This is a genomic window from Cytobacillus oceanisediminis 2691, from assembly GCF_000294775.2.
Classification (GTDB): domain Bacteria; phylum Bacillota; class Bacilli; order Bacillales; family Cytobacillaceae; genus Cytobacillus; species Cytobacillus pseudoceanisediminis.
Window position 1 is genome coordinate 4,256,214 of the sequence record NZ_CP015506.1, and the last position, 21,758, is coordinate 4,277,971.

Sequence of the window (21,758 nt, forward strand, 5' to 3'; positions counted from 1 at the left end):
TTTTAAGCAGAAACATCCCTTTTATTAAACACATAAAATGCAAGTACCTGGAAAAGCAGAAAATATATAAATATCATCATGATGGAAAATCCAATCGTCATCCCGTGAACCATTGGCATTCCTTCAAAATATTGAAGGAGGTCTGTATTGGCAAAAAGGCTGTACTTGGCCCAATCATATTTCATTGCAATCAGCCTTGTGACCTGTCCTCCCATAAACATCAGAAACAGGGAAAGTCCTATCGCCAGCGAGCTATTCCTGAAAACAGCTGAAATCATAAAAGCCATGGTTGCAAGCATAAGCATATTAATGGATTTAAGACCATAATAAGCTATCAGATGAAGTCCCATGCTTTGTTCTATCACTGTTCCATTGTAATAATATAAATAAGGAAATGCTTCTGCAGGAAATCCAAAGAGGAGTCCGCCCAGCAGTGCTGAATATCCGAAGAGGACGGCCAGCACCAGCAGACCGAATAAAATCACGGTAATATACTTTGCTCCCAGGATTTTAACTCTTTTAATAGGCCTAATCAAAAGTAGTTTGATGGTTCCCCATGTAAACTCACTCGCCACGATTCCCCCGGCAATAATAATCGTAAACAGGCCGGCAAATTCAATCAGCTGTGAGGTGTCAGATACAAATCCCCAGACAGAGTATTCCTGATTCGGTGAAATATCATTCTTAATTCTGTATTCGTTTATGGCAATCTCCCTCTGATACTGTTCCTTCATATCTCTGGGAGCCATTTCCCCCATCTCTTCAAGCTGTTTTTTATAGCTTTCGTTTTGAGTCTGCAGTCCCTTTTTCCATTCCGAATTATCCGGGACTGTCCCTCCGCTTTCCTGATATTTTATAAAGGCGCCTGCAACAGTCGTCATAATTAAAAGAAGTCCGATCATGACGTATGTGCCCGGCCGCCTAAAAATTTTCATCCATTCATTTTGAATCAGTCCGAGCATCACCTGCACCCCCTTTGTACTCTGTTACTTCCAGAAAACGGTCTTCCAATGTTTTGGTCACTTCACGAACGGCAAATATTTTCATATCTTCCTGGACAAACACTTTTATCATTTCAGGTATATCTTCCCGGACAAGCGAAAGTATCACACTAGTTTCTGTAAGCTGTACAGGCAAACCAGGATGTGCCCCTTGTAAAATTCCGTTTGCTTTTCCAGGATCATCCACTTCTACTTCGTAAACTTTTTCTTTCCCCTGTACAAAATCACTGATGTGCTGAACATCAATCAACTTCCCGTTTTGAATAATGCCGATTCTGTCACACATCATTTCCATTTCAGATAGTAAATGGCTGGAAACAATGACAGCCATTTCTCTTTCTCTTGCAAGCATCCTCAGGTGATCCCGAATCTCCCTGATGCCGGCAGGGTCAAGCCCATTCGTAGGTTCATCCAGAATGAGGATTTTGGGATCATGCAAAAGACACTGTGCCAGACCAAGCCTCTGCCTCATGCCTAGCGAGTATGTTCTGACTTTATCATGAATCCGATCCGCCAGTCCTACAAGCTCAACCGTTTCATCAATTTTTTCTCTAGTTATACCTTTTGACATTCGTGCATAATGAACCAGATTTTGATAGCCTGACAAAAACTTATACATCTCAGGATTTTCCACAATGGCTCCAATATGGGAAACCGCCTTTTCAAAATCTGTTTTGATGCTGCTGCCAAGAATTTTAATGTCCCCGGAAGTAATGCCGATCAAGCCCACCAGCATTCGAATAGTGGTGGTCTTCCCCGCACCGTTTGGGCCAAGGAAACCGAATACCTCCCCCTTTTTCACCTCAAAGCTGACAGAATCAATAATCGTTCTTCCTTTTATTACTTTTGTAACGTCCTGTATTTCTACAAGAGTATCCATTTAGGCAACCTCCTCCCATCTTTTAAAGTCCGGTTCTTTGCAGACGCCTTTAAAGTCGGGATTATTATTTGACTTACACTATTTTACCTTTCAACAACTGAGAATGGAATATTTTCATCTATTAGGGTGACGATAAGCCTAACAATCGTATTTTCCGAGGTGGTTAAAGGAATGAAGGAACGGAAAGATTTATGGAAACCGGAAGAGGATCAATTACTCGAAGAGACAGTACTTGAATACACATCAAATGGGGATTCAAAAGCATCAGCTTTTAAGAAGGCAAGTACTGAACTCGGCCGTACAGTTTCAGCCTGCCAATACCGCTGGAACACAGTCATAACAAAAAGGACAGATTATAGAACCCAAGAAATCTCAAGCAATAATGCAGCCTGTCAAACCCATGAAAATCCTGACTCTGTTCCCCCTGAAAATCTGGCTCAAGTTATACGCTTCCTAAGGAACTTTGCGAAAACACAGCCTATTTCAGAGCAAATGAAGGAAAATAAACGTCTGCATGAAGAACAAATGCACTTAAAACTTCAAAATCAGCAGTTAATTAGAAGGTTGAAGGAAAAAGAAGCGGAATTTAAACATCAGCTTATGCAATATGAGGAAATGGCAAGCATCCTGAAAGAAGCCGACCAGCTTCTAAAGCATGAAAGCAATGAAGAGAAAAGAGCTGTTCATTGATTCGAGGATTCCAAAACATTAATATGCGCAAAGACCGGCCTGCAGAAAGCCGGTCTCTTTTCAGTCATTTACACGTGCAATTTTAATATCGCTTAGTAGTTCTCTAGTTACGTAGCTAGCCATGATTAAACCTGCAACAGAAGGAACAAATGCGTTGGAAGAAGGCGGCATTTTGGCCTTTCTTATTTCCGCATCATCTTTTCCAACTGTTTTGCGGACATCTTCCCGGATAACGATCGGGCTTTCATCGGAGAATACAACCGGAACGCCTTTTCTGATTCCTTCTTTTCTCAGGCGTGTGCGGATAACCTTAGCAATCGGGTCAGTATGAGTTTTGAAGATATCAGCAATCTGGAACCTGGTCGGATCCATTTTATTTGCAGCACCCATGCTTGAGATCATTGGAATCCCTCTGTTCAGGCATTCTTTCATTAGATGAATTTTATAAGAAATCGTATCGGAAGCATCAACTACAAAGTCGAGTCCATAATCAAAGAATTGCTCATAGGTTTCTTCTGTATAAAACATTTTTAAAGCAATAACTTCACAGTCAGGATTGATATCCTTGATTCTTTCTTTCATTAAATCCACCTTTGGTTTCCCGACAGTGGATAATAAAGCGATGACCTGCCTGTTCACATTTGTAATATCAACATCGTCTTTATCAACCAGAACAAGCCGTCCAACACCGGAACGCGCCAGTGCTTCCGCTGCAAAGGAACCAACTCCGCCGATGCCCAGTACTGCCACGGTACTATTTTTCATTTTTTCAAGGCCTTCTTTGCCAATAGCCAATTCATTCCTGGAAAATTGGTGAAGCATATATAAATCAACTCCATCAGATGTTATTTAAAAAGCATGTATTATCTTATACCCGATAATGAATATATCATACTTGAACTTTAAAGCAAGTAGTTCTATAGGATTAATGACATTAACATTTTAAGCAATAATTAAATCGAAACTTTCTATCCAATAGTGTTAACTGCGCTATCATATTTAATCCTTATCATCATATCAGCAATAGCTCAGTTCAAGTACGAACATAAAGAGCAGGACAAACAAAAAATCCATGCTCACGAGCATGGATTTTTACAATCGTATGTACTAAAGAGTCCCAATCGTGCCGTCGCTATTGATGCCCTCGTTTTGAACCCGCACTCAGCAGGTGGGTGTCCTGTTTCCTGCGTTTGTAAGTCCTCATCCATGAGGCTTTTACGCTGCGGGAAAACTCCGGACTCCCGAAGGAATAATGTTGGTCAAAATTTCAGGTTTTACAACGAACACATCAGGACTCTTTATTTATTGATATGATCATATCACACGGTTTCTTCTTTTTCAAGCTGATGAAATGGAGCTAATTTGAACATTTTTATCCACTTTCTTCCTTGAAGTTATGGAACCTGCCTTAAAATCAGGAGTTACTTCCCAGTTTATTTTTCTGAAAAATGTGTTTTTTTCACCATTTAATCATTATATAGGAAATTACTCACTTTTTTTCAAATTAAGCGCTAAGTGCAAATCATTAAGCTGGGACTGGCTAACTTCACCAGGAGCTTCTGTTAGCACACAGCTCGCACTGGCTGTTTTAGGGAAGGCAATCGTATCCCTTAGATTTGTTCTGCCAGCAAGCAGCATTACAAGTCTGTCTAATCCAAGGGCAATTCCGCCATGCGGAGGAGTGCCATATTCAAATGCTTCAAGCAGGAATCCAAACTGTTCAACAGCTTCCTCTTTTGAGAAGCCAAGCACACTGAACATTTTTTCTTGAACGTCTCTTTCGAAAATACGCAATGATCCGCCGCCAAGCTCGTAGCCGTTTAATACAAGGTCATATGCTTGTGCACGGACTTGAGCAGGATCTTTATCAAGAAGATCTAAATCTTCTCTGGCAGGCATTGTAAAAGGATGATGGGCTGCATAATAGCGGCCTTCTTCCTCATCGTATTCCAGAAGCGGCCAGTCTGTAACCCAAAGGAAGTTAAACTTGCTTTGATCAATCAGATCAAGCTCTTTTCCAAGCTTTAATCGCAGAGCGCCGAGTGCATCTGCCACAACATTTTTCTTATCAGCCACAAAGAGGAGCAAGTCTCCTGGTTCTACTGACAGAGCAGCATAGAATGCTTTTTGCTCATCCTCAGTCACAAACTTGGCAATCGGACCTTTTAAACCGTCTTCTTCCGCTTTTAACCATGCAAGCCCTTTTGCACCATAAACAGCAGCAAACTCTGTTAGGGCATCAATATCTTTTCGTGAATACTTTCCTGCACCATTTTTTACATTAATGGCCTTAACCTGTCCCCCGGAAGCTACTGCTCCGGCAAATACTTTGAAGCTTGACTCTTTTACTATTTCGGATAAATCCGTCAATTCCATCCCAAAGCGTGTATCCGGCTTATCAGATCCAAAACGGTCCATCGCTTCCTGATAGGTCATGCGCGGGAATGGAAGCTGGACATCCAGGCCTTTCACTTCTTTCATGATCTTTTTCATCATGTTTTCCATTAGGCCGATGATGTCTTCCTGGCTCATAAAACTCATTTCGATGTCGACCTGAGTAAATTCAGGCTGGCGATCTGCACGCAGGTCTTCATCACGGAAGCATCGTGCTATTTGGTAATAGCGTTCAAATCCGCCTACCATTAATAACTGCTTAAAGATTTGAGGAGATTGTGGAAGAGCATAGAATTCACCCGGATGCACACGGCTTGGAACTAAATAGTCACGGGCTCCTTCCGGTGTGCTCTTCGTTAAGATTGGTGTTTCAACATCAAGAAATCCTTCGCTGTCCAGATAATCCCTCATTGCTTTTGTTACTTGATGACGCATCTTAAAGGTATCAAACATAATAGGGCGTCTCAAATCCAAATAGCGGTATTTAAGGCGGACATCTTCGGAAACATCCGCTTTATCATCAATGACAAAAGGAGGTGTTTTTGCTTCATTGATGATAGTCACTTTCTCTGCTTTAATCTCAATGCGCCCTGTTTTCAGGTTCTCATTGATGGTGCCTTCTTCACGCGCAATTACTTCTCCCTCTATATCAAGAACAAATTCATTGCGGATCTTTTCAGCTGCTGCAAGAGCTTCAGGGGAAACTTCCGGATTGAATACCACCTGAACAATGCCAGTGCGGTCACGAAGATCCACAAAGATCAGCCCGCCTAAATCCCGGCGCTTTTGTACCCAGCCTTTTAAGCTTACTTTTTCTCCTATAGCTTTTTCCGTTACTTCCCCGCAAAAATACGTTCGCCCAAACATTCTAATTCCTCCCAAATATAAAACTGATTTATGATTGATAAAGCTCTGTAAATTTTTCTATGAAAGAATCAAGACTAAGCTCTGTTTGTTCTCCCGATTCCATTGATTTTACATTAATTTTGTTCGCTTTAAGTTCATCTTCACCCAAGACAGCAACAAACTTTGCATTCGACCGGTCTGCCGCTTTAAACTGGGCTTTAATTTTTCTGTCAAGATAATCTCTTTCAGCAGAATATCCTGCCATTCGAAGTTTTTGAAGAAGGCCGACTGTGTAATCCTTTGCTTCCTCTCCAAGGGATACAAGGTAGCAATCAATGTCCTTACTAAGAGGCAGATCCACCTTCTCTGCTTCAAGAGCAGCAATGAATCGCTCGATACTTAAAGCAAAACCTATTCCCGGCGCTTCAGGACCGCCAATTTCCTCAGTGAGGCCATTGTATCGTCCGCCGCCGCAAAGAGTGGTAATTGCTCCGAAACCTTCGGAATCACTCATAATTTCAAAGGCCGTATGATTGTAATAATCCAGGCCGCGAACAAGATTTGGATCAACAATAAAGTCAATATCCAGGTTCTTTAAATACTTTTGAACCTTCTCAAAGTAGGTTTTTGAATCATCATTTAAATAATCAATGATGGATGGAGCAGATTTCATAAGTTCATGTTCACGGTCCTGTTTACAGTCCAGGATGCGCATTGGATTTTTTTCAAGGCGATTCTGGCAATCCTGGCAAAACTCCCCGATCCGCGGCTTGAAGTGATTGACCAGAGCCTCTCTGTGTGCAGATCGGCTTTCTTTATCTCCCAGGCTGTTCACAATCAATTTAAGCTTTTGCAGGCCCATGCTTCTATAAAGTGACATTGCCAGTGCGATAACTTCCGCATCAATTGCCGGATCCGCGCTGCCGATCGCTTCGACGCCGAATTGGACAAACTGGCGAAAACGTCCTGCCTGGGGGCGTTCATAACGGAACATTGGTCCCATATAATAAAGCTTTACAGGCTGGCTCGCATCACCGTACATTTTATGTTCAACGAATGACCTTACAGCAGAAGCCGTTCCTTCAGGACGAAGTGTCAGGCTTCGTCCGCCGCGGTCTTCAAACGTGTACATTTCTTTTTGAACAATATCTGTCGTGTCTCCAACACTGCGCAGAAATAATTCCGTATGTTCAAATATAGGTGTTCTGATTTCACGATATTGAAATTTCTCACAAAGTTCCCTTGCCTTTTTTTCTATCAATTGCCATTTTTCAACTTCCCCCGGCAAAATGTCCTGCGTTCCCCTCGGTATTCGGATAGACATGAAAATTACCTCCTAATGCAAAATGATAACTATGTATAATTTATTGACCCTTTACGCTTTAGCTAATAAATAGGCCATAATCGAAAGCATCGACAAAATAAAAAAAAACTCCCGCCTCCTTGTATATTAAATACAAGGGACGAGAGTTTGGTTTTCCCGTGGTGCCACCCTAGTTGAAGCCAATATATAGACTTCCTCTTTTACAGTTAACGCCTGTTAACGTTCAGCTCCTACTAAAGATCACGCCTTTTTCAGAGAGAAACCTACGAAGTGTTCTTTCGTTAAATCATCATGTGAGAATGCTTTCAGCCGGGCGGCACTCTCTCTCTTTTCATGTGGGGTTTAACTACTCTTCTCCATCAATGGTTTATCGAAAAGCAGAAACGCCTTGGTCAGGCGCTGCAGCTAGACATTTAATTGTAATTGTCATTTTATTTATATTATAATACGGAGCATTTTCATCAATGTCAAGACTAAAAACATGTTATGATCGTTCCAGCTTTTTTTTCAGTTTCCTGACATCCTTGAGAGATAGTCCAAACTCTGATGCGAGTTCAATCATGTTTGAGTTTTGTTCTCTTTGTATAAAATCATGAAAATCCACCCCGAACAGCTGATTTTCACCAGATTGTGCAGACATCCCTTTTTCTCCAAATCTCATAGTGCTCACCCTTTTTTTTATAGTCTGTTCTATTCTTTCCATTTTCAGATGAAATGTTTCATAACAGGACAAATTTAATTCCCAGCTAAAAATGATTGCTGATAAACCGATAATAGAAGGGAAATTGCACAAGATGCAGAAGTATTCTAGGACCAAAGTTATCTTGACTGCCAGCACCTTGTTTGTTTTTCTTTTAATAAGGATTTTTATTATGAAAGGAGGCGGCCTGTTGAAGAAAAAACCACTTATTCTCGTGATATGTCTTATGCTTTTGGCTGGCATAACACAGGCGGAAACAAAGGTTAAAGCTGAAAACAGTTCTGTAACAATCCCCACAAATAATCTTAACGTCCGTCAAGGCCCAGGCTTAAGCTACCCCATTCTGGGACAAGCCCAGAAAGGAGATCAATTTAACGCTCTTTCCCGTGAAGGAGATTGGATTAAAATTAATTTCCAGGGGGAAAACGGCTATGTGGCCAGCTGGCTTGTTTCCGATATGACCACCAGTCAGAGAGGAGAAAAAGCAGCCAGTTCAAATTCCCAGGCAATCATCACAACAGATGGCCTGAGGGTGAGAAAGGGACCTGGTACAAGTTACGGTGTCCTGGGAACTATACAGAAAGGAACAGCCTATAAGGTCATGAGCACAGAAGGAAGCTGGGTTAAGATCCAAACACCTTATGGAGATGGATGGGTCGCAAATGAATTCGTCCAATACAGCGGCAGCCAAAAGAAAAATTCATCAAGCAGCAGCCAAACCGGGAAAATCACGGCAAACTCCTTGAATGTAAGAAACAATCCATCGCTTAATAGTGACGTCATCGGGAAACTAAATTCGGGGGAGACAGTAGCTGTTATTTCTCAAAATGACAGCTGGACAGAAATCTCTTTCTCGGGCAATGCCGGATGGATCAGCAGCCAATATATTGCGGTTCAATCCTCACAATCAGAAAGCAAGCCAAAACAGTCGGCGTCCGGGAAAACCGGCACTGTTACGGCAACTTCTTTAACCGTTAGGAATAAAGGATCGTTAAATGGGAAACCGATTGGTTCTGTTACAAAAGGCCAAACCTTTCCTATTCTTGAGCAAGCTGATAATTGGGCAAAAATTGAATATCAGACTGGTTCTTATGGATGGGTAGCAAGCTGGTTCATAGACATAACAGCCGAGAAAAATTCCGGCTCTTCCCAGCAGAGTGTAAACGGCAGTTCTGCAATTATATTACATAACGGATCAAATATTAGAAAAAAAGCCAGCAGCCAGTCATCTGTCATTCACAGGGCAAATAAAGGGGACAGCTTTGAAATTATCAGCCTGAATGATGATTGGTATGAAGTCCGCCTTCCAAACGGCGGGACGGGTTTTGTAGCAGGATGGATCGTCAAGGTTGAAGGATCTGCACCTGCAGTAACAAAACCGGGAGCAGAACAGCACCTGGAAAATAAAACAATCGTCCTTGATCCCGGCCATGGTGGCCGTGATAACGGGACAACAGGGGCACGAGGGACTCGTGAAAAAGATATTACAATCAGGACCGCTCAATTGCTCGCAGACAAATTAAGATCTGCAGGTGCAAATGTTATTCTTACCAGAAGCGGAGATACCTATTTACCGCTTCCTTCCAGAGTAGGCATTTCACATTATCATAATGCAGATGCTTTCATCAGCATTCATTATGACAGCACGCCAGATCGCACTGCAAGAGGAGCGACTACTTATTATTATCATCCTTTTCAACAGGAACTTGCAGCCAATATCCACTCCAATGTAATAGCCATGACAAACCTGAGAGATCGGGGCTATAGAGCTGGAGATTATCATGTGATAAGAGAGAATAAACGCAATGCAGTTCTCATCGAGCTTGGATATCTGAGCAATCCGGCTGAAGAGGCCCTGATTTCTTCTGCACAGTATCAGCAATCAGCAACAGCAGGAATTTATCAGGGACTTGCCCGCTATTTCAAAAATTAGCAAAAAGCCCCGGCATCCTACTTTGGGTGCCGGGGCTTTTTTGCGTTTCGTTATAAATTAACTTACTTGCTTTCTAAAATTAACGTAACAGGTCCATCGTTGGTTAACTGAACATCCATCATGGCCCCGAATACACCTGTTTCTACTTTCAGGCCTTTAGCTTCTAAATACCGGTTAAAAGCATCATAGATATTTACGGCATGCGCCGGGCTAGCCGCTTCCATGAAATTGGGCCGTCTGCCCTTCCGGCAGTCTCCATATAAAGTAAACTGGGAAACCGAAAGAATTTCACCTTCCTGATCCAGCAGGGAAAAATTCATTTTGCCATTTTCATCTTCGAAGACGCGAAGATTGGCAATTTTATCAGCCAGAAAAGCTGCGTCCTCTTCCTTATCTTCATGGGTGACTCCAACGAGCAAAACAAACCCCTTTTTGATGCTTCCGACGGTTTTGCCGTCCACCGTTACGCTGGCTTCTTTGCTTCGCTGCACTACAACACGCATTCTATCTGCTCCCTTTAGTTCATAATCCTTCTTACTGCATAAATATCAGGGATTTGTTTAATCCGATCCACAACCTTTTGCAGATGGCTGACATTGTGTATGGCAATGGACATATTAATCGTTGCTGATTTATTGCGGTCTGATCGTCCTGATACAGCTGAAATGTTGGTTTTCGTTTCATTAACAGCCTGAAGGACCTCATTTAATAATCCCCTGCGGTCATAACCGGTAATTTCAATTTCAACATTGTATTCTTTCCGGTCATTTAAGGCTGTTTCCCACTCAACCGGGATGAGCCTTTGTTTTGCATCATCCGTTTCAATATTAGGACAATCATCACGGTGTACAGAAACTCCTCTGCCCTTTGTAATAAACCCGACGATTTCATCTCCGGGGACAGGATTACAGCAGCGGGAAAGGCGAATCAGCAGGTTATCAATGCCTGAAACCCGGACACCGGATTCGCGTTTTTTGGCAGATGGAAAAGTCTTCAGTTCCGAAACAGCATTTGTAATATCGGAGGTTTGTTCAAGATCGCGTTTCTTGCGCCATTTTTCTGTCAGCCTGTTGGCAACCTGAAGTGCCGTTACTCCGTTATAGCCAACAGCAGCATACATATCTTCCTCTGTGGCAAAATTGAATTTCTCTGCGACCCTTTTTACATTATCAGATGTCAAAATTTCCTTCAGGTCGAAATCCATATTGCGAATCTCCCGCTCAACAAGCTCTTTTCCTTTTTCCACATTTTCTTCTTTTCTCTGCTTTTTGAAAAAGGTTCGTATTCTATTTTTAGCCTGTGAAGTCTGAGCAAGCTTCAGCCAATCTTTGCTCGGTCCATATGAATGCTTGGATGTCAGGATTTCAATAATATCGCCGGTCTTCAATTTGTAATCCAGCGTGACCATTTTTCCGTTGACTTTGGCACCGATTGTCTTGTTTCCAATTTCCGAGTGAATTCGGTAAGCAAAGTCAATGGGAACGGAGCCGGAAGGAAGTTCGATGACATCCCCTTTAGGAGTAAAAACAAACACCATATCGGAAAACAAATCGATCTTCAGTGATTCCATGAACTCTTCAGCATTTGCAGCATCATCCTGAAACTCCAGGATTTCACGGAACCAGGTCAGCTTCTCCTCAAATGAAGAGCCCTCATTCACTCTTTTTCCTTCTTTATAAGCCCAATGGGCAGCAATACCAAACTCTGCAATTCTATGCATATCCATGGTACGGATCTGGACTTCCAGCGGGTCACCTTTTGGCCCGATAACCGTGGTATGAAGAGATTGATACATATTCTGTTTAGGCATGGCAATGTAATCTTTAAAACGGCCGGGCATCGGCTTCCAGCATGTATGAATAATCCCGAGAACCGCATAGCAATCTTTAATGCTGCTTACAACAATGCGTACAGCAAGAAGATCATATATCTCATTGAATTGCTTGTTTTGAAGCGCCATTTTTCGATAGATGCTGTATATATGCTTAGGGCGGCCGGATATCTCTGATTTAATTGAAACCTCTGACAGCCTGCCCCGCATGACATTGATAACATCATCCAGGTACTCTTCCCGTTCCGCTCTTTTTTTCTTCATCAGGTTTACAATCCGATAATATTGCTGCGGATTTAGGTACCTTAGAGCCGTATCTTCAAGCTCCCACTTAATCTTTGAAATTCCAAGCCTATGCGCAAGAGGTGCAAAAATTTCAAGCGTTTCGTTCGAAATGCGGCGCTGCTTTTCAGCTGGCAGATGCTTAAGTGTCCGCATATTATGAAGACGGTCAGCAAGCTTAATTAAGATTACACGGATGTCCTGGGCCATTGCCACGAACATTTTCCGATGATTTTCAGCCTGCTGCTCTTCCTGTGATTTATATTTAATTTTCCCCAGTTTTGTTACACCATCGACAAGCATTGCCACTTCTGAATTGAAGGCTTCTTCGATATTCTCCAATGAGATTTCGGTGTCTTCAACCACATCGTGAAGAAAGCCGGCAGCAACCGTTGATGGATCCATCTCCAGATCAGCAAGGATGCCTGCCACTTGAATTGGATGGATAATGTATGGTTCACCGGACTTCCTATATTGTTCACGGTGGGCATGCTTGGCAAACTCGTACGCTTTTTTTACAAGCTCTGCATGCTCATCGTTTAAATATTCTTTTGCTCTGTTGATGACTTGCTCGGCGGTCAGAACTTGATCGTTCGCCATGGAATCACCTTTATCTCCCTGAATTTTATGCATTTGCATAATGTAATAATTTTGTAATTGGATTTATAACAAGTTATAAAAAAAATTAATATTGCTACTATTATCGAAAAAAAAAGTGAAGATGTAAAGGGATAGACTGTTATTTTTATGGGAATAACAAAAATTTTGTCGTTTTTTGTCCGAATTTCTTTATTGTTTTTCCATAATTGGTTTTGGAAGCACTTAATATACCTATTTTGACAGATAAATTAAAAAGAGCACCATTTCGTATGGCGCTCTCTTGGTATGAAAAAAATTAATACTGCATCAATGTCAGAATATCGTAATCGTCAAGCTTTTTACGGCCATCAAGGTATGTTAATTCAATAAGGAATGCAATGCCAGCCACTACTCCGCCAAGTTCTTCAACCAGCTGGATGGTTGCATCGATTGTTCCGCCTGTCGCAAGGAGATCGTCAGTGATCAGAACTCTTTGCCCAGGTTTGATGGCATCTTTATGAATGGTTAATATATCCTTGCCATATTCTAGGCCATAATTAACCTTGACTGTTTCACGGGGAAGTTTTCCTTCTTTGCGGACAGGGGCAAAACCTACACCTAATGAATAAGCAACAGGGCAGCCGATGATGAATCCGCGGGCTTCCGGGCCAACAACCAGATCAATTTTCTTTTCACGGGCATATTCAACAATTTGGTCAGTCGCATATTTATACGCTTCACCGTTGTCCATAAGTGTTGTAATATCTTTAAATTTTATGCCTGGCTTCGGCCAATCTTCAACAATTGTTATATACTGTTTTAAGTCCATTTTTCTTCCTTTGCCTCCTCAAGTTTTACAGCCCCTTGCATAACTTCATCAAACCAGTCTTTGAGCTGCTGAAAGGATGAATAGAGCAAATCGCTCTCAAGAGTGTATTGTGCCTGTTTAAGCTGATAGGTTCGCGAATCAGCTAAATCACGTTTAATTGATGTATTGTTTAACGAAATGACACCATTATTTATTTTAACAAAATCCAATTCAAAAAACACTTGAGACATAAAATCTACCGTTTCCCTGCTCCATCCCTTATGCTTCGCTATATCATTCCCATGACGCCTGATATCGACCGAGCCTTTTTTAGCAAGCAGGGCAAAATACCACTTAAAATGATCTCTTGTTGGAATAGTGCTGAAATAGTCACTGTCCTCTTTATAAAAATGAGCATAAATTCTGGCAGGGTTTTTTCCGGAGAATACATGAGCAAGCATTTCCTTTGAAGGCGGCATATCAGCAAGCACGATGTTTGAGCCATCTAGTTTTAATGCTTCTGCATCCTCTTCAGATGATATTTTCACCATACTTTCCCCTGCATATGTCCTGAATTTGGATATATGTTCCTCATTAAAGAATATCCAAGTAGTATTTACGTCAGGAATGACGCTTTGGAGCCTTTCGAGCCGCTTTAAACTCCGGATATCAAATAGCTGCCAGGAGTTCACTGCCATATCCTGCAGGAAGATTTGCGGTTTTTTAATATTATTCCATTCATTAATGGATAATTCGCCAATAACCGATAGCTTGGAATATGGTGAAATCTGCTCATGCAAATGTCCGAGGCCAAAGCCGATTCCATCAAGGGAAGATCCATCATTTTCGATGGTGACCTTTATATGAGTTTGATCAGATCCGATTTTTCTCATAGCGGCAATATTGGCCTCTTTTATCAAGACTTTAGGTTTTGGATTTCCCATCCCAAATGGGGCAAGCAGCTGCATTTCTTCAATAGAAGAGAGGCTGATATCCTTTAGATGGAAGACGCCATCAATGCTGGTTACTGGAATAAAATCTTCCTCGGTCAGCTGTTCATTTGCAAGAGTATTCAGTCTATCCCTGAGGTCATCGACCGATTCAATTGACAAGGTCATTCCTGCCGCCATTGGATGGCCCCCAAAGTGGGGAAGGATATCCCGGCATTCAGAAAGATTTTTGAACAGATCAAAACCTTTAATACTTCTTGCTGATCCCTTTGCCAGCCCTTTATCACTGTCATAACTGAGAACAATAGCTGGGCGGTAAAACTTTTCAACAAGCTTCGAAGCTACTATTCCAACTACACCGGCATTCCAGCCTTCTTTGCCTACAACAATTACTGAATTCTCACTGATTGGAAAATTAGTTTCAACCTCTTTAACCGCTTGTGCTGCAATGTCATTGACAATAGCTTGCCTCTCTTTATTTAACATTTCAATTTCTTCAGCAATGGCTTGTGCTTCATAAGGATCATTTGTCAGAAGCAAATCCACTGCCGGATCCGCACTTTCAAGCCTGCCGGCTGCATTGAGGCGAGGCCCGATTGTAAAGCCGATTGTTTCTTCATTAATGGATGGAAGTTCAATTCCAGCCGCTTTAAACAAGGCTTTCAAACCTGTATTCTTAGTTGATTTCAGCTTTTGAATCCCGCGCTTGGCAATAAGCCTGTTCTCTCCCGTTAAAGAAACAAGGTCGGCAATTGTGCCGATTGCAGCTATTTCCAAGAGGTGATCAGGCATTTCACCATATAGCGCATGTGCAAGTTTAAATGCTACTCCAACACCGGCCAGTTCCCGGAATGGGTATGTGCTTTCCGGATGCTTAGGATGCACAATTGCCCATGCTTCAGGAAGCTCATGGCCAGGCTCATGGTGATCTGTAATAATCAAATCCATTCCAAGCTCTTTTGCAGCCTTTGCTTCGTTTACAGCCGATATCCCTGTATCTACGGTAATAATTAAACGGATGCCAGTATCAGCGGCTTGTTCAAAAGCCGGGATATTTGGTCCATAACCTTCAGTAAATCGATTCGGTATGTAGAATTGGACGTCAGCACCGAGATCTCTAAGTGCCATCATCATGACAGAAGTGCTTGTCACTCCATCCGCATCATAATCACCAAAAATTAAGATAGGTTCCTGTTTTTCAATTGCTTCTTTTATTCTGGAAACAGCTTTTGCCATATCTGTCATTAAAAAAGGATCATGAAATTCCTGGTCTTTATCCAATAAAAAATACCGTGCTGAATCAACGGTATCCATTCCGCGATTAATTAACAGCGATGCGGCCAGTGGAGAAATATTCAATTCCTTTGAAAGCTGCTGCACCTTATCCTCCTGTGTTTGCCGAACAATCCATCGCGTTCTTGAATGTAACATACGTTCACCCCTCAGCTTATTAATTATACAAGAGGGGGACATGTGTTTCAATAAGTTAAAATAGGGATATTCCATACAGATTTGGAAAGAAAGATATGAATTGCAGGCCACTTTTTTGCGGACAAGAGAAAAACTTGGGCAAAAGCCCAAGCCTGTTTTATTTTAATGAATATCCCTATCCAGCTCTTTTTCAAACTCTTCATTATTGGCATTATCCTTTACCGCATGTCCCGCATGCAGCTTTTCATTTTCCTTTTTTAGTATTTTCACTTTCCTTTGAAGTGAGTAAATACGGACAAGGCCCACAGACCCGACAATCATTCCTCCCATAAGGACTGATCCTAAAATCACTAGAATCAGCGGCCACTGGCTTTCCCCAAACAAGTAGTTTACCGTTACATTATCAACATTGATTACTGCAAAAACAGCGACTATTAGTGCAAATAAAAAACCAAATAATAAAGCCCATTGAAATTTCATGCAATCCTCTCCCCAATATTTTCTCTAATTTATGCGCTCTTCACTATAAGGATTAATGTGCACAAATACATTTTGAACATTTTCCAATCCAAGCAGCTTGCGTTTCACTTCTTTGCCCACCCGGTGGCCATCCTCAACAGTCATATTGGGATCCACTGAAACTTTAATATCTACAATAACATAATGTCCGTGTTCCCTGGCGTGCAGTTCATCAATCCTTTTAACCAGATCAACGGATTCAGCAGTTTTGCGCATCTCAAGTGTATCTTCTTCATGAAGCACATGATCAAGTGTGCTATGAATGGATTCTTTCCCCAGCCTCCATGCCATCTTGAGAATCATAAGGGAAACAATGAGACCAGCAACAGGATCTGCATACTCAAGCCATTCGATCCCCATTCTTCCGCCAATTATTGCACATCCAATGCCTATTAAAGCTGCAATTGATGAATAGACATCTGAACGGTGTTCATAGGCATTTACAATTAAAGCATCACTGTTTAGTTTCTTTCCCAAATTATACTTATAACGAAACATCGCTTCTTTCACAATGATAGAAACCAGCACTGCAGCTATTGCAATTGCTTTTGGAGGTTCAATTGGCGAAAAAAATGACTCAAATGATGATTTGCCGATTTCAATTCCCACGAGGAACAGCAAAACCGCAACAATAATGGCTGCAATCATTTCAGCTTTTCCATGACCATATGGGTGATCCTTATCCGGCGGCTGTTTTGCAGCTCTCAGCCCTAAATATACAGCAAAGGATCCGGCTACATCTGAAGCAGAATGGACCGCATCTGCCACGAGCGCTTTACTTCCTGAATAAATGCCTATTCCCCATTTGATGGCAGCAAGAATAATATTGCCCACGATGCCAATAATGGCTGCAAATTCAGCTTTCTTAAAACGATCGTTATTTTCCAAAGCGATACTTCCTTCCTCCCTGAACTTGTTTTTAGTTTATCCTATTTCCCGGAATCATTAACCTTTTTTGTAAAATAGACGGCATCCAGTTTTCCAGATTAACAAAAAAACTCAGGCATTCGCCTGAGTCTTTGAAAGTATTATACTTGAGGTTCGTCACTGACTTTGCGTTTTTCTTTTACGGTATTAATAACGCCTTTTTCTTTCAGTTCTTTGCCTTTCCATACTGCCCAAATCTGCGCAGCAAGGAAAATCGATGAATAGGTACCTGCAATTAAACCGATCAGAAGCGCAAACGAGAAATTTCTGATTGACTCACTTCCAAACACCAGGAGCGCAACGACAGTAAATACAACAGTTAAAACAGTATTCACAGAGCGGCCAAGCGTTTGGCGAAGACTTTTGTTTACAACATCAGCAATATCTTCGAATGATTTGAGCTTTTTCTTTTTCTGCATATTCTCACGCATCCGGTCGAACGTTACGATTGTATCGTTGATCGAATAACCTACTACCGTCAGTACTGCTGCAATGAAGGTAATGTCCACTTCAAGACGCGTAAAGCTAAATACAGCGATTATAAAGAAGGCATCATGCAGAAGCGCAAGAACTGCTGGAATAGCCATCTTGATCTCAAAGCGAATGGTTACATAGATGATAATGCCTACAGAGGCTATGGCAAGAGCTTTTAGTGCATTTTTAGCGAGCTCTTTTCCTACAGTTGGTGAAACTGTGCTGACATTCGGATCTTGACCGAATTCTTCATGAAAATGAGTTTTAACCTCTGCTATTTCATCTTTAGTTAAAACATCTTTAAATCTAGCAACACCGATTTCTTTATTATCGCCCGAGATGACAATATCATCTGTCTCGATTCCAAGCGCTGATAATTCAGCTTGAAATTTTTCTTTTGTTAAAGGTTCACTTGCCTGCTGCTCGATGCGGGTACCGCTGACAAAATCGATTCCTAGATTTAAGCGGAAAATAGAAACAACAATGATTCCCACTGCAATTAATACAGCAGAAAGGATGAAGAACTTCTTGCGGTTCCCTACAAAATCAAATTTATCGAACTTGGTCGGCAAATCCAGAGTATCGTAATTTTCAGCAATGTTTTTGATTTCACTTTTCTTAACACCAAACCAGCCTGGCTTTTTATTCAGTGCTTTACTATGGACCCAAAGCCCCATTAGCAGCCTTGTGCCATAAACCGCAGTAATAAAGCTTGCCAGGATGCTTATAATAAGCATGGTAGCAAATCCTTTTACAGAACTTGTCCCATACATGAATAAAACGGCTGCTGCTAAAATGGTTGTGATATTTGCATCAAATATCGTCGAAAGTGAGTTTTTCTCACCAGCCTGGAAAGCTGATTTGATTGTTCTGCCCACTTTTATTTCTTCGCGGATTCTCTCATAGGTAATAATATTCGCATCAACAGCCATACCGACCCCCAGAATGAGCGCAGCAATACCAGGCAGCGTCAATACGCCATTCATCCAGTCAAATACGAGTAAAATCAGATAAATATAGAAAGATAATGTAATTGTTGCTATAAACCCAGGGAAACGATATACCGCAATCATGTAGATAAATATAATGGCAATTCCAATAATACCGGCAAGAATAGTCGTTTCCATTGCCTGCTCACCGAATTTCGCACCTACCGATGTCGAATAAACTTCATCGAGCTGTACTGGCAGGGAACCGGCATTCAACAAATCCGACAGTGTCTTTGCTTCTTCAATCGTAAAATTCCCAACAATGGACACGGTATCCTGATTAAAGATCTGGCTTACCTGTGGAGCAGATAAGTATTTTGGATCTTCTTTTGCTGACTCAGCCTGGAATGAATCCTGGCCTTCTTCAAAATCAAGCCAAATGACAAGCAGGTTATTTGGCGCTCCCATATTGACAATTTTTTGAGTTACATCTTTAAATTTGCTTGCACTCTTCAGCTTCAATGAAACACTTGGCTTTCCGTTTTCATCGAATGTCTGCTTTGCCCCATTTTCAGCAAGGTCTGAACCATCCATCATCAATTGATCATTAACATCTCTAAATGATAGATTAGCTTCTGTGGATAGAATTTCCCTTGCCTTATTCTGATCTGTTACACCAGCAAGCTGAACGCGGATCCTCTTATCTCCCTCAATCTGGATATTCGGCTCACTGACTCCAAGAACATTGATCCGCCTATCCAGTGCTTCGGCAGTACTTGCAAGGACGGCTTTATCAACCTTCTGCCCATCTTTTGGCGTTACCTCATAGAGGACTTCAAATCCGCCCTGCAAATCAAGGCCAAGCTTAATATTTTTTAAAATGTTGTTTGTCGTTGCCCCTGCCAGGCTTCCCAATAATACAACAATCAGGAAAAAGGCAACGATACGGCTGCGCTTTAACATTATGAATAAATCCTCCTTAGCTATCGCCCGCTTATTGAAATCACAAGCATCACTTCAACCTCTGTGATGCATCATTAACCATACAGTCTTGCGTCGGAAAGCTGCATATCTTTTCAATGCAGCCCCCAGTATTATGACTTTGTTTGAACCCTAGCTGGCTTTACTATCCGTTCTTGAATTTCATTCTATGTATGAAAACTGAAATGAAATAATACCGTTTACTCCGCTTTTCATTATGAGACAGATTGTAAAACCTGTCAATTTGTCATATACCATGTTAATTTTTGTAAAAAGTAGAAAGGTGACTATTTTAACAGTTCCCTTCTCTCTTCTTCACTATCAAAAACAAAGTCAGCCTCTTTAAAAGCCTCGATGGTAGCATAGTGAATGTATTCACTCACTTTTACCTCCATGATTTCTTCTACAATTTCAAATAGCCTGACATTTTCTTTTGTGTTTTTCCACTTCTTCTTTGTGAGGAATTCCCAGAGCTCCTGTTCAGTCACTTTTTTATATCCCAGCAGCCGAAATTCATCTAATTTGCTTTCCAATGCAGGTTTTACCGTAGTGCGAAAATAATCATATTCATGGCCGATTTTCACTTTCAGCCGCCTCCCCGCCATTATTCACATGGAAATTATGATAGCTTGTCATGCTTTGTCCTCTTCCTTGCATATAGATAATTGTATATGATAATACCCATTTTGAGAAGGCAGGGAGTTGAATGTCCAAATTTCTGAAAGGTACCATGATCCTGCTCGCTGCAGGCCTGGTGACCAGGGTCCTGGGCTTTATAAACAGAATTGTCATTGCCCGGTTTATTGGAGAAGAAGGCGTTGGCCTTTATATGATGGCTTTTCCCACCATGATTCTAGTCGTCACTATCACACAGCTTGGGCTGCCGGTTGCTATTTCTAAGAATGTGGCCGAAGCGGAGGCAAAGGGAGATACAGCAAAAATCAAGAAAATATTAGTTGTTTCCTTAGCGACGACTATCTCACTTTCAATTGTTTTCACTCCTGCTTTAATTTTGCTTGCTCCATTATTATCAGATACACTCTTTACCGATGAACGCACACAGCTTCCTTTGATGGCGATCGCCCCTATCGTGCCGATCATTGCAGTTTCTTCTGTCATTCGGGGTTATTTTCAGGGCAGACAGAACATGAAGCCTGCTGCCTATTCCCAGATGATTGAACAGATAGTCCGAATAAGCCTGATTGCTTTGATGACTAAGGCATTTCTGCCATACGGAATTGAGTATGCGGCAGCGGGAGCCATGCTGGCAGCAGTCATTGGGGAGCTTGCATCATTGCTCTATTTAATGACCACATTTAAGCTTAAAAAGAAATTCAGAGTCAGGAAACAATTCTTTAAATTTGTGTCTTCCGGAAAAAGTACATTTAACGAATTGATGACCGTCGCTCTTCCAACGACAGGCAGCAAAATGATCGGTTCAGTCGCCTGGTTTTTTGAACCGATTGTGGTAGCACAGAGTCTTGCACTTGCAGGGGTGGCGGCCGCTGCGGCTACGAAGCAATATGGTGCTCTTACCGGCTTTGCCATGCCTCTTCTGATGCTTCCATCTTTTATTACTTATTCTTTGTCAACATCTCTTGTTCCGGCTATCAGCGAAGCAAATTCCCAGAATAATATGCGTCTGATCGAATACCGGCTTCAGCAGGCACTTCGGTTTGCATTTATTACTGGCGGCCTGGCAGTGGTGGTTCTTTATGTCCTTTCCGATCAATTGATGGAAGTAATGTACGGCTCCTCAAGCGGTTCTCATTTTATTAAATTGATGGCGCCATTTTTTCTGTTTTATTATTATCAGGGACCTCTTCAGGCAACTTTACAGGCATTAAATCTGGCCCGTGCCGCAATGATCAACAGTCTGATTGGCGCTGCCGTTAAAACGGCAGTCATCTTTCTACTTGCCAGCCAGCCTGCATTTGGCATCAATGGTGTTGCGATGGGAATTCTGACCGGCACAGTCCTGGTGACAATGCTTCACTTTGCAACAGTACTGAAAGCTATTTCGTTTACTTTTTTCATCAGGGACTATCTAATGACGTTTATTGCCATGTTTTTGTCAGGGGGCATTGGCTTCTGGATGCTCAAAGATTTACTTTCCCCTGACTTAAATACAGCAGTGAGGGTAATTGTGATTTCTTCCGCCATCACTTCTGTATATATAATTTTCTTATTATTCTTCAAGCTTATTAAAAAGAGTGATCTGATTCGGATTCCATGGGTTGGCAGATTATTATCAAGGTTTGCATTTAGATAATCTGCCT

17 protein-coding genes, 1 other RNA gene and 1 other annotated feature are annotated in these 21,758 nt (G+C 41.6%); of the genes, 3 read left to right on the top strand and 15 right to left on the bottom strand.

Annotated features, from left to right (window positions below; translation table 11 throughout):
* Window positions 1-2 precede the first annotated feature (2 nt).
* The gene (locus A361_RS21455; protein WP_019382903.1) at window positions 3-962 is read right to left on the bottom strand and encodes an ABC transporter permease; all 960 of its coding nucleotides are present in this window, start codon (window positions 960-962) and stop codon (window positions 3-5) included.
* Window positions 940-1,881, bottom strand: a complete 942-nt coding sequence (locus A361_RS21460) for an ABC transporter ATP-binding protein (protein WP_019382904.1) — start codon at window positions 1,879-1,881, stop codon at window positions 940-942. The genes A361_RS21455 and A361_RS21460 overlap by 23 nt, the downstream gene beginning before the upstream one ends.
* A 171-nt stretch (window positions 1,882-2,052) precedes the next feature.
* Here A361_RS21460 and A361_RS21465 point away from each other — a divergent pair, with 171 nt between their 5' ends.
* On the top strand, window positions 2,053-2,571 hold the full coding sequence (locus A361_RS21465) for a hypothetical protein (protein WP_019382905.1): 519 nt from the start codon (window positions 2,053-2,055) through the stop codon (window positions 2,569-2,571).
* A 60-nt stretch (window positions 2,572-2,631) separates the two neighbouring features.
* Here A361_RS21465 and A361_RS21470 read toward each other — a convergent pair whose 3' ends face one another.
* The 5 genes from A361_RS21470 to A361_RS30315 all read right to left on the bottom strand — a co-directional run bounded on the left by A361_RS21470 (window position 2,632) and on the right by A361_RS30315 (window position 7,838).
* Window positions 2,632-3,393, bottom strand: a complete 762-nt coding sequence (locus A361_RS21470) for a tRNA threonylcarbamoyladenosine dehydratase (protein WP_009333078.1) — start codon at window positions 3,391-3,393, stop codon at window positions 2,632-2,634.
* Between the two features lie 288 nt (window positions 3,394-3,681).
* Window positions 3,682-3,869, bottom strand: a non-coding RNA gene (gene ssrS, locus A361_RS21475) — 6S RNA.
* A 187-nt stretch (window positions 3,870-4,056) separates the two neighbouring features.
* Window positions 4,057-5,832, bottom strand: coding sequence for an aspartate--tRNA ligase (aspS, locus tag A361_RS21480; protein WP_019382906.1), 1,776 nt, complete (start codon window positions 5,830-5,832; stop codon window positions 4,057-4,059).
* A gap of 28 nt (window positions 5,833-5,860) precedes the next feature.
* Window positions 5,861-7,135: a histidine--tRNA ligase gene (gene hisS / locus A361_RS21485; RefSeq protein WP_019382907.1), complete on the bottom strand. Its 1,275-nt coding sequence runs from the start codon at window positions 7,133-7,135 to the stop codon at window positions 5,861-5,863.
* 132 nt (window positions 7,136-7,267) lie between these two features.
* Window positions 7,268-7,507, bottom strand: a binding site (T-box leader).
* A gap of 112 nt (window positions 7,508-7,619) precedes the next feature.
* Window positions 7,620-7,838 (bottom strand): hypothetical protein, encoded by a 219-nt coding sequence (locus A361_RS30315; protein ID WP_162271991.1) that lies wholly within the window; start codon window positions 7,836-7,838, stop codon window positions 7,620-7,622.
* 187 nt (window positions 7,839-8,025) lie between these two features.
* On the opposite strand from A361_RS30315, the gene A361_RS21495 reads away from it, so the two are divergent.
* Window positions 8,026-9,768, top strand: coding sequence for an SH3 domain-containing protein (locus A361_RS21495; protein WP_236887922.1), 1,743 nt, complete (start codon window positions 8,026-8,028; stop codon window positions 9,766-9,768).
* Window positions 9,769-9,830: 62 nt separating this feature from the next.
* Here A361_RS21495 and dtd read toward each other — a convergent pair whose 3' ends face one another.
* The 8 genes from dtd to A361_RS21535 all read right to left on the bottom strand — a co-directional run bounded on the left by dtd (window position 9,831) and on the right by A361_RS21535 (window position 20,063).
* Window positions 9,831-10,271, bottom strand: a complete 441-nt coding sequence (gene dtd / locus A361_RS21500) for a D-aminoacyl-tRNA deacylase (protein WP_009333083.1) — start codon at window positions 10,269-10,271, stop codon at window positions 9,831-9,833.
* A 14-nt stretch (window positions 10,272-10,285) separates the two neighbouring features.
* Window positions 10,286-12,481 (bottom strand): RelA/SpoT family protein, encoded by a 2,196-nt coding sequence (locus tag A361_RS21505; RefSeq protein WP_019382910.1) that lies wholly within the window; start codon window positions 12,479-12,481, stop codon window positions 10,286-10,288.
* A gap of 295 nt (window positions 12,482-12,776) precedes the next feature.
* Entirely contained in the window at window positions 12,777-13,289 is a 513-nt protein-coding gene (locus A361_RS21510) for an adenine phosphoribosyltransferase (protein ID WP_009333085.1), read from the bottom strand.
* The gene (gene recJ / locus A361_RS21515; RefSeq protein WP_026041804.1) at window positions 13,280-15,649 is read right to left on the bottom strand and encodes a single-stranded-DNA-specific exonuclease RecJ; all 2,370 of its coding nucleotides are present in this window, start codon (window positions 15,647-15,649) and stop codon (window positions 13,280-13,282) included. The genes A361_RS21510 and recJ overlap by 10 nt, the downstream gene beginning before the upstream one ends.
* Before the next feature lie 162 nt (window positions 15,650-15,811).
* Window positions 15,812-16,129: a LapA family protein gene (locus A361_RS21520; protein WP_019382912.1), complete on the bottom strand. Its 318-nt coding sequence runs from the start codon at window positions 16,127-16,129 to the stop codon at window positions 15,812-15,814.
* 24 nt (window positions 16,130-16,153) lie between these two features.
* Window positions 16,154-17,056, bottom strand: coding sequence for a cation diffusion facilitator family transporter (locus tag A361_RS21525; protein ID WP_009333088.1), 903 nt, complete (start codon window positions 17,054-17,056; stop codon window positions 16,154-16,156).
* Between the two features lie 140 nt (window positions 17,057-17,196).
* A complete protein-coding gene (gene secDF / locus A361_RS21530) occupies window positions 17,197-19,461 on the bottom strand; it encodes a protein translocase subunit SecDF (RefSeq protein ID WP_019382913.1) in 2,265 nt (754 codons plus the stop codon).
* Between the two features lie 305 nt (window positions 19,462-19,766).
* Window positions 19,767-20,063 carry a post-transcriptional regulator gene (locus A361_RS21535; RefSeq protein WP_019382914.1) on the bottom strand — a complete coding sequence of 99 codons (297 nt, stop codon included), beginning with the start codon at window positions 20,061-20,063 and terminating at the stop codon, window positions 19,767-19,769.
* Between the two features lie 122 nt (window positions 20,064-20,185).
* Between A361_RS21535 and spoVB the strand changes: the two genes are divergently transcribed.
* The gene (gene spoVB, locus A361_RS21540; RefSeq protein WP_019382915.1) at window positions 20,186-21,751 is read left to right on the top strand and encodes a stage V sporulation protein B; all 1,566 of its coding nucleotides are present in this window, start codon (window positions 20,186-20,188) and stop codon (window positions 21,749-21,751) included.
* Window positions 21,752-21,758 lie beyond the last annotated feature (7 nt).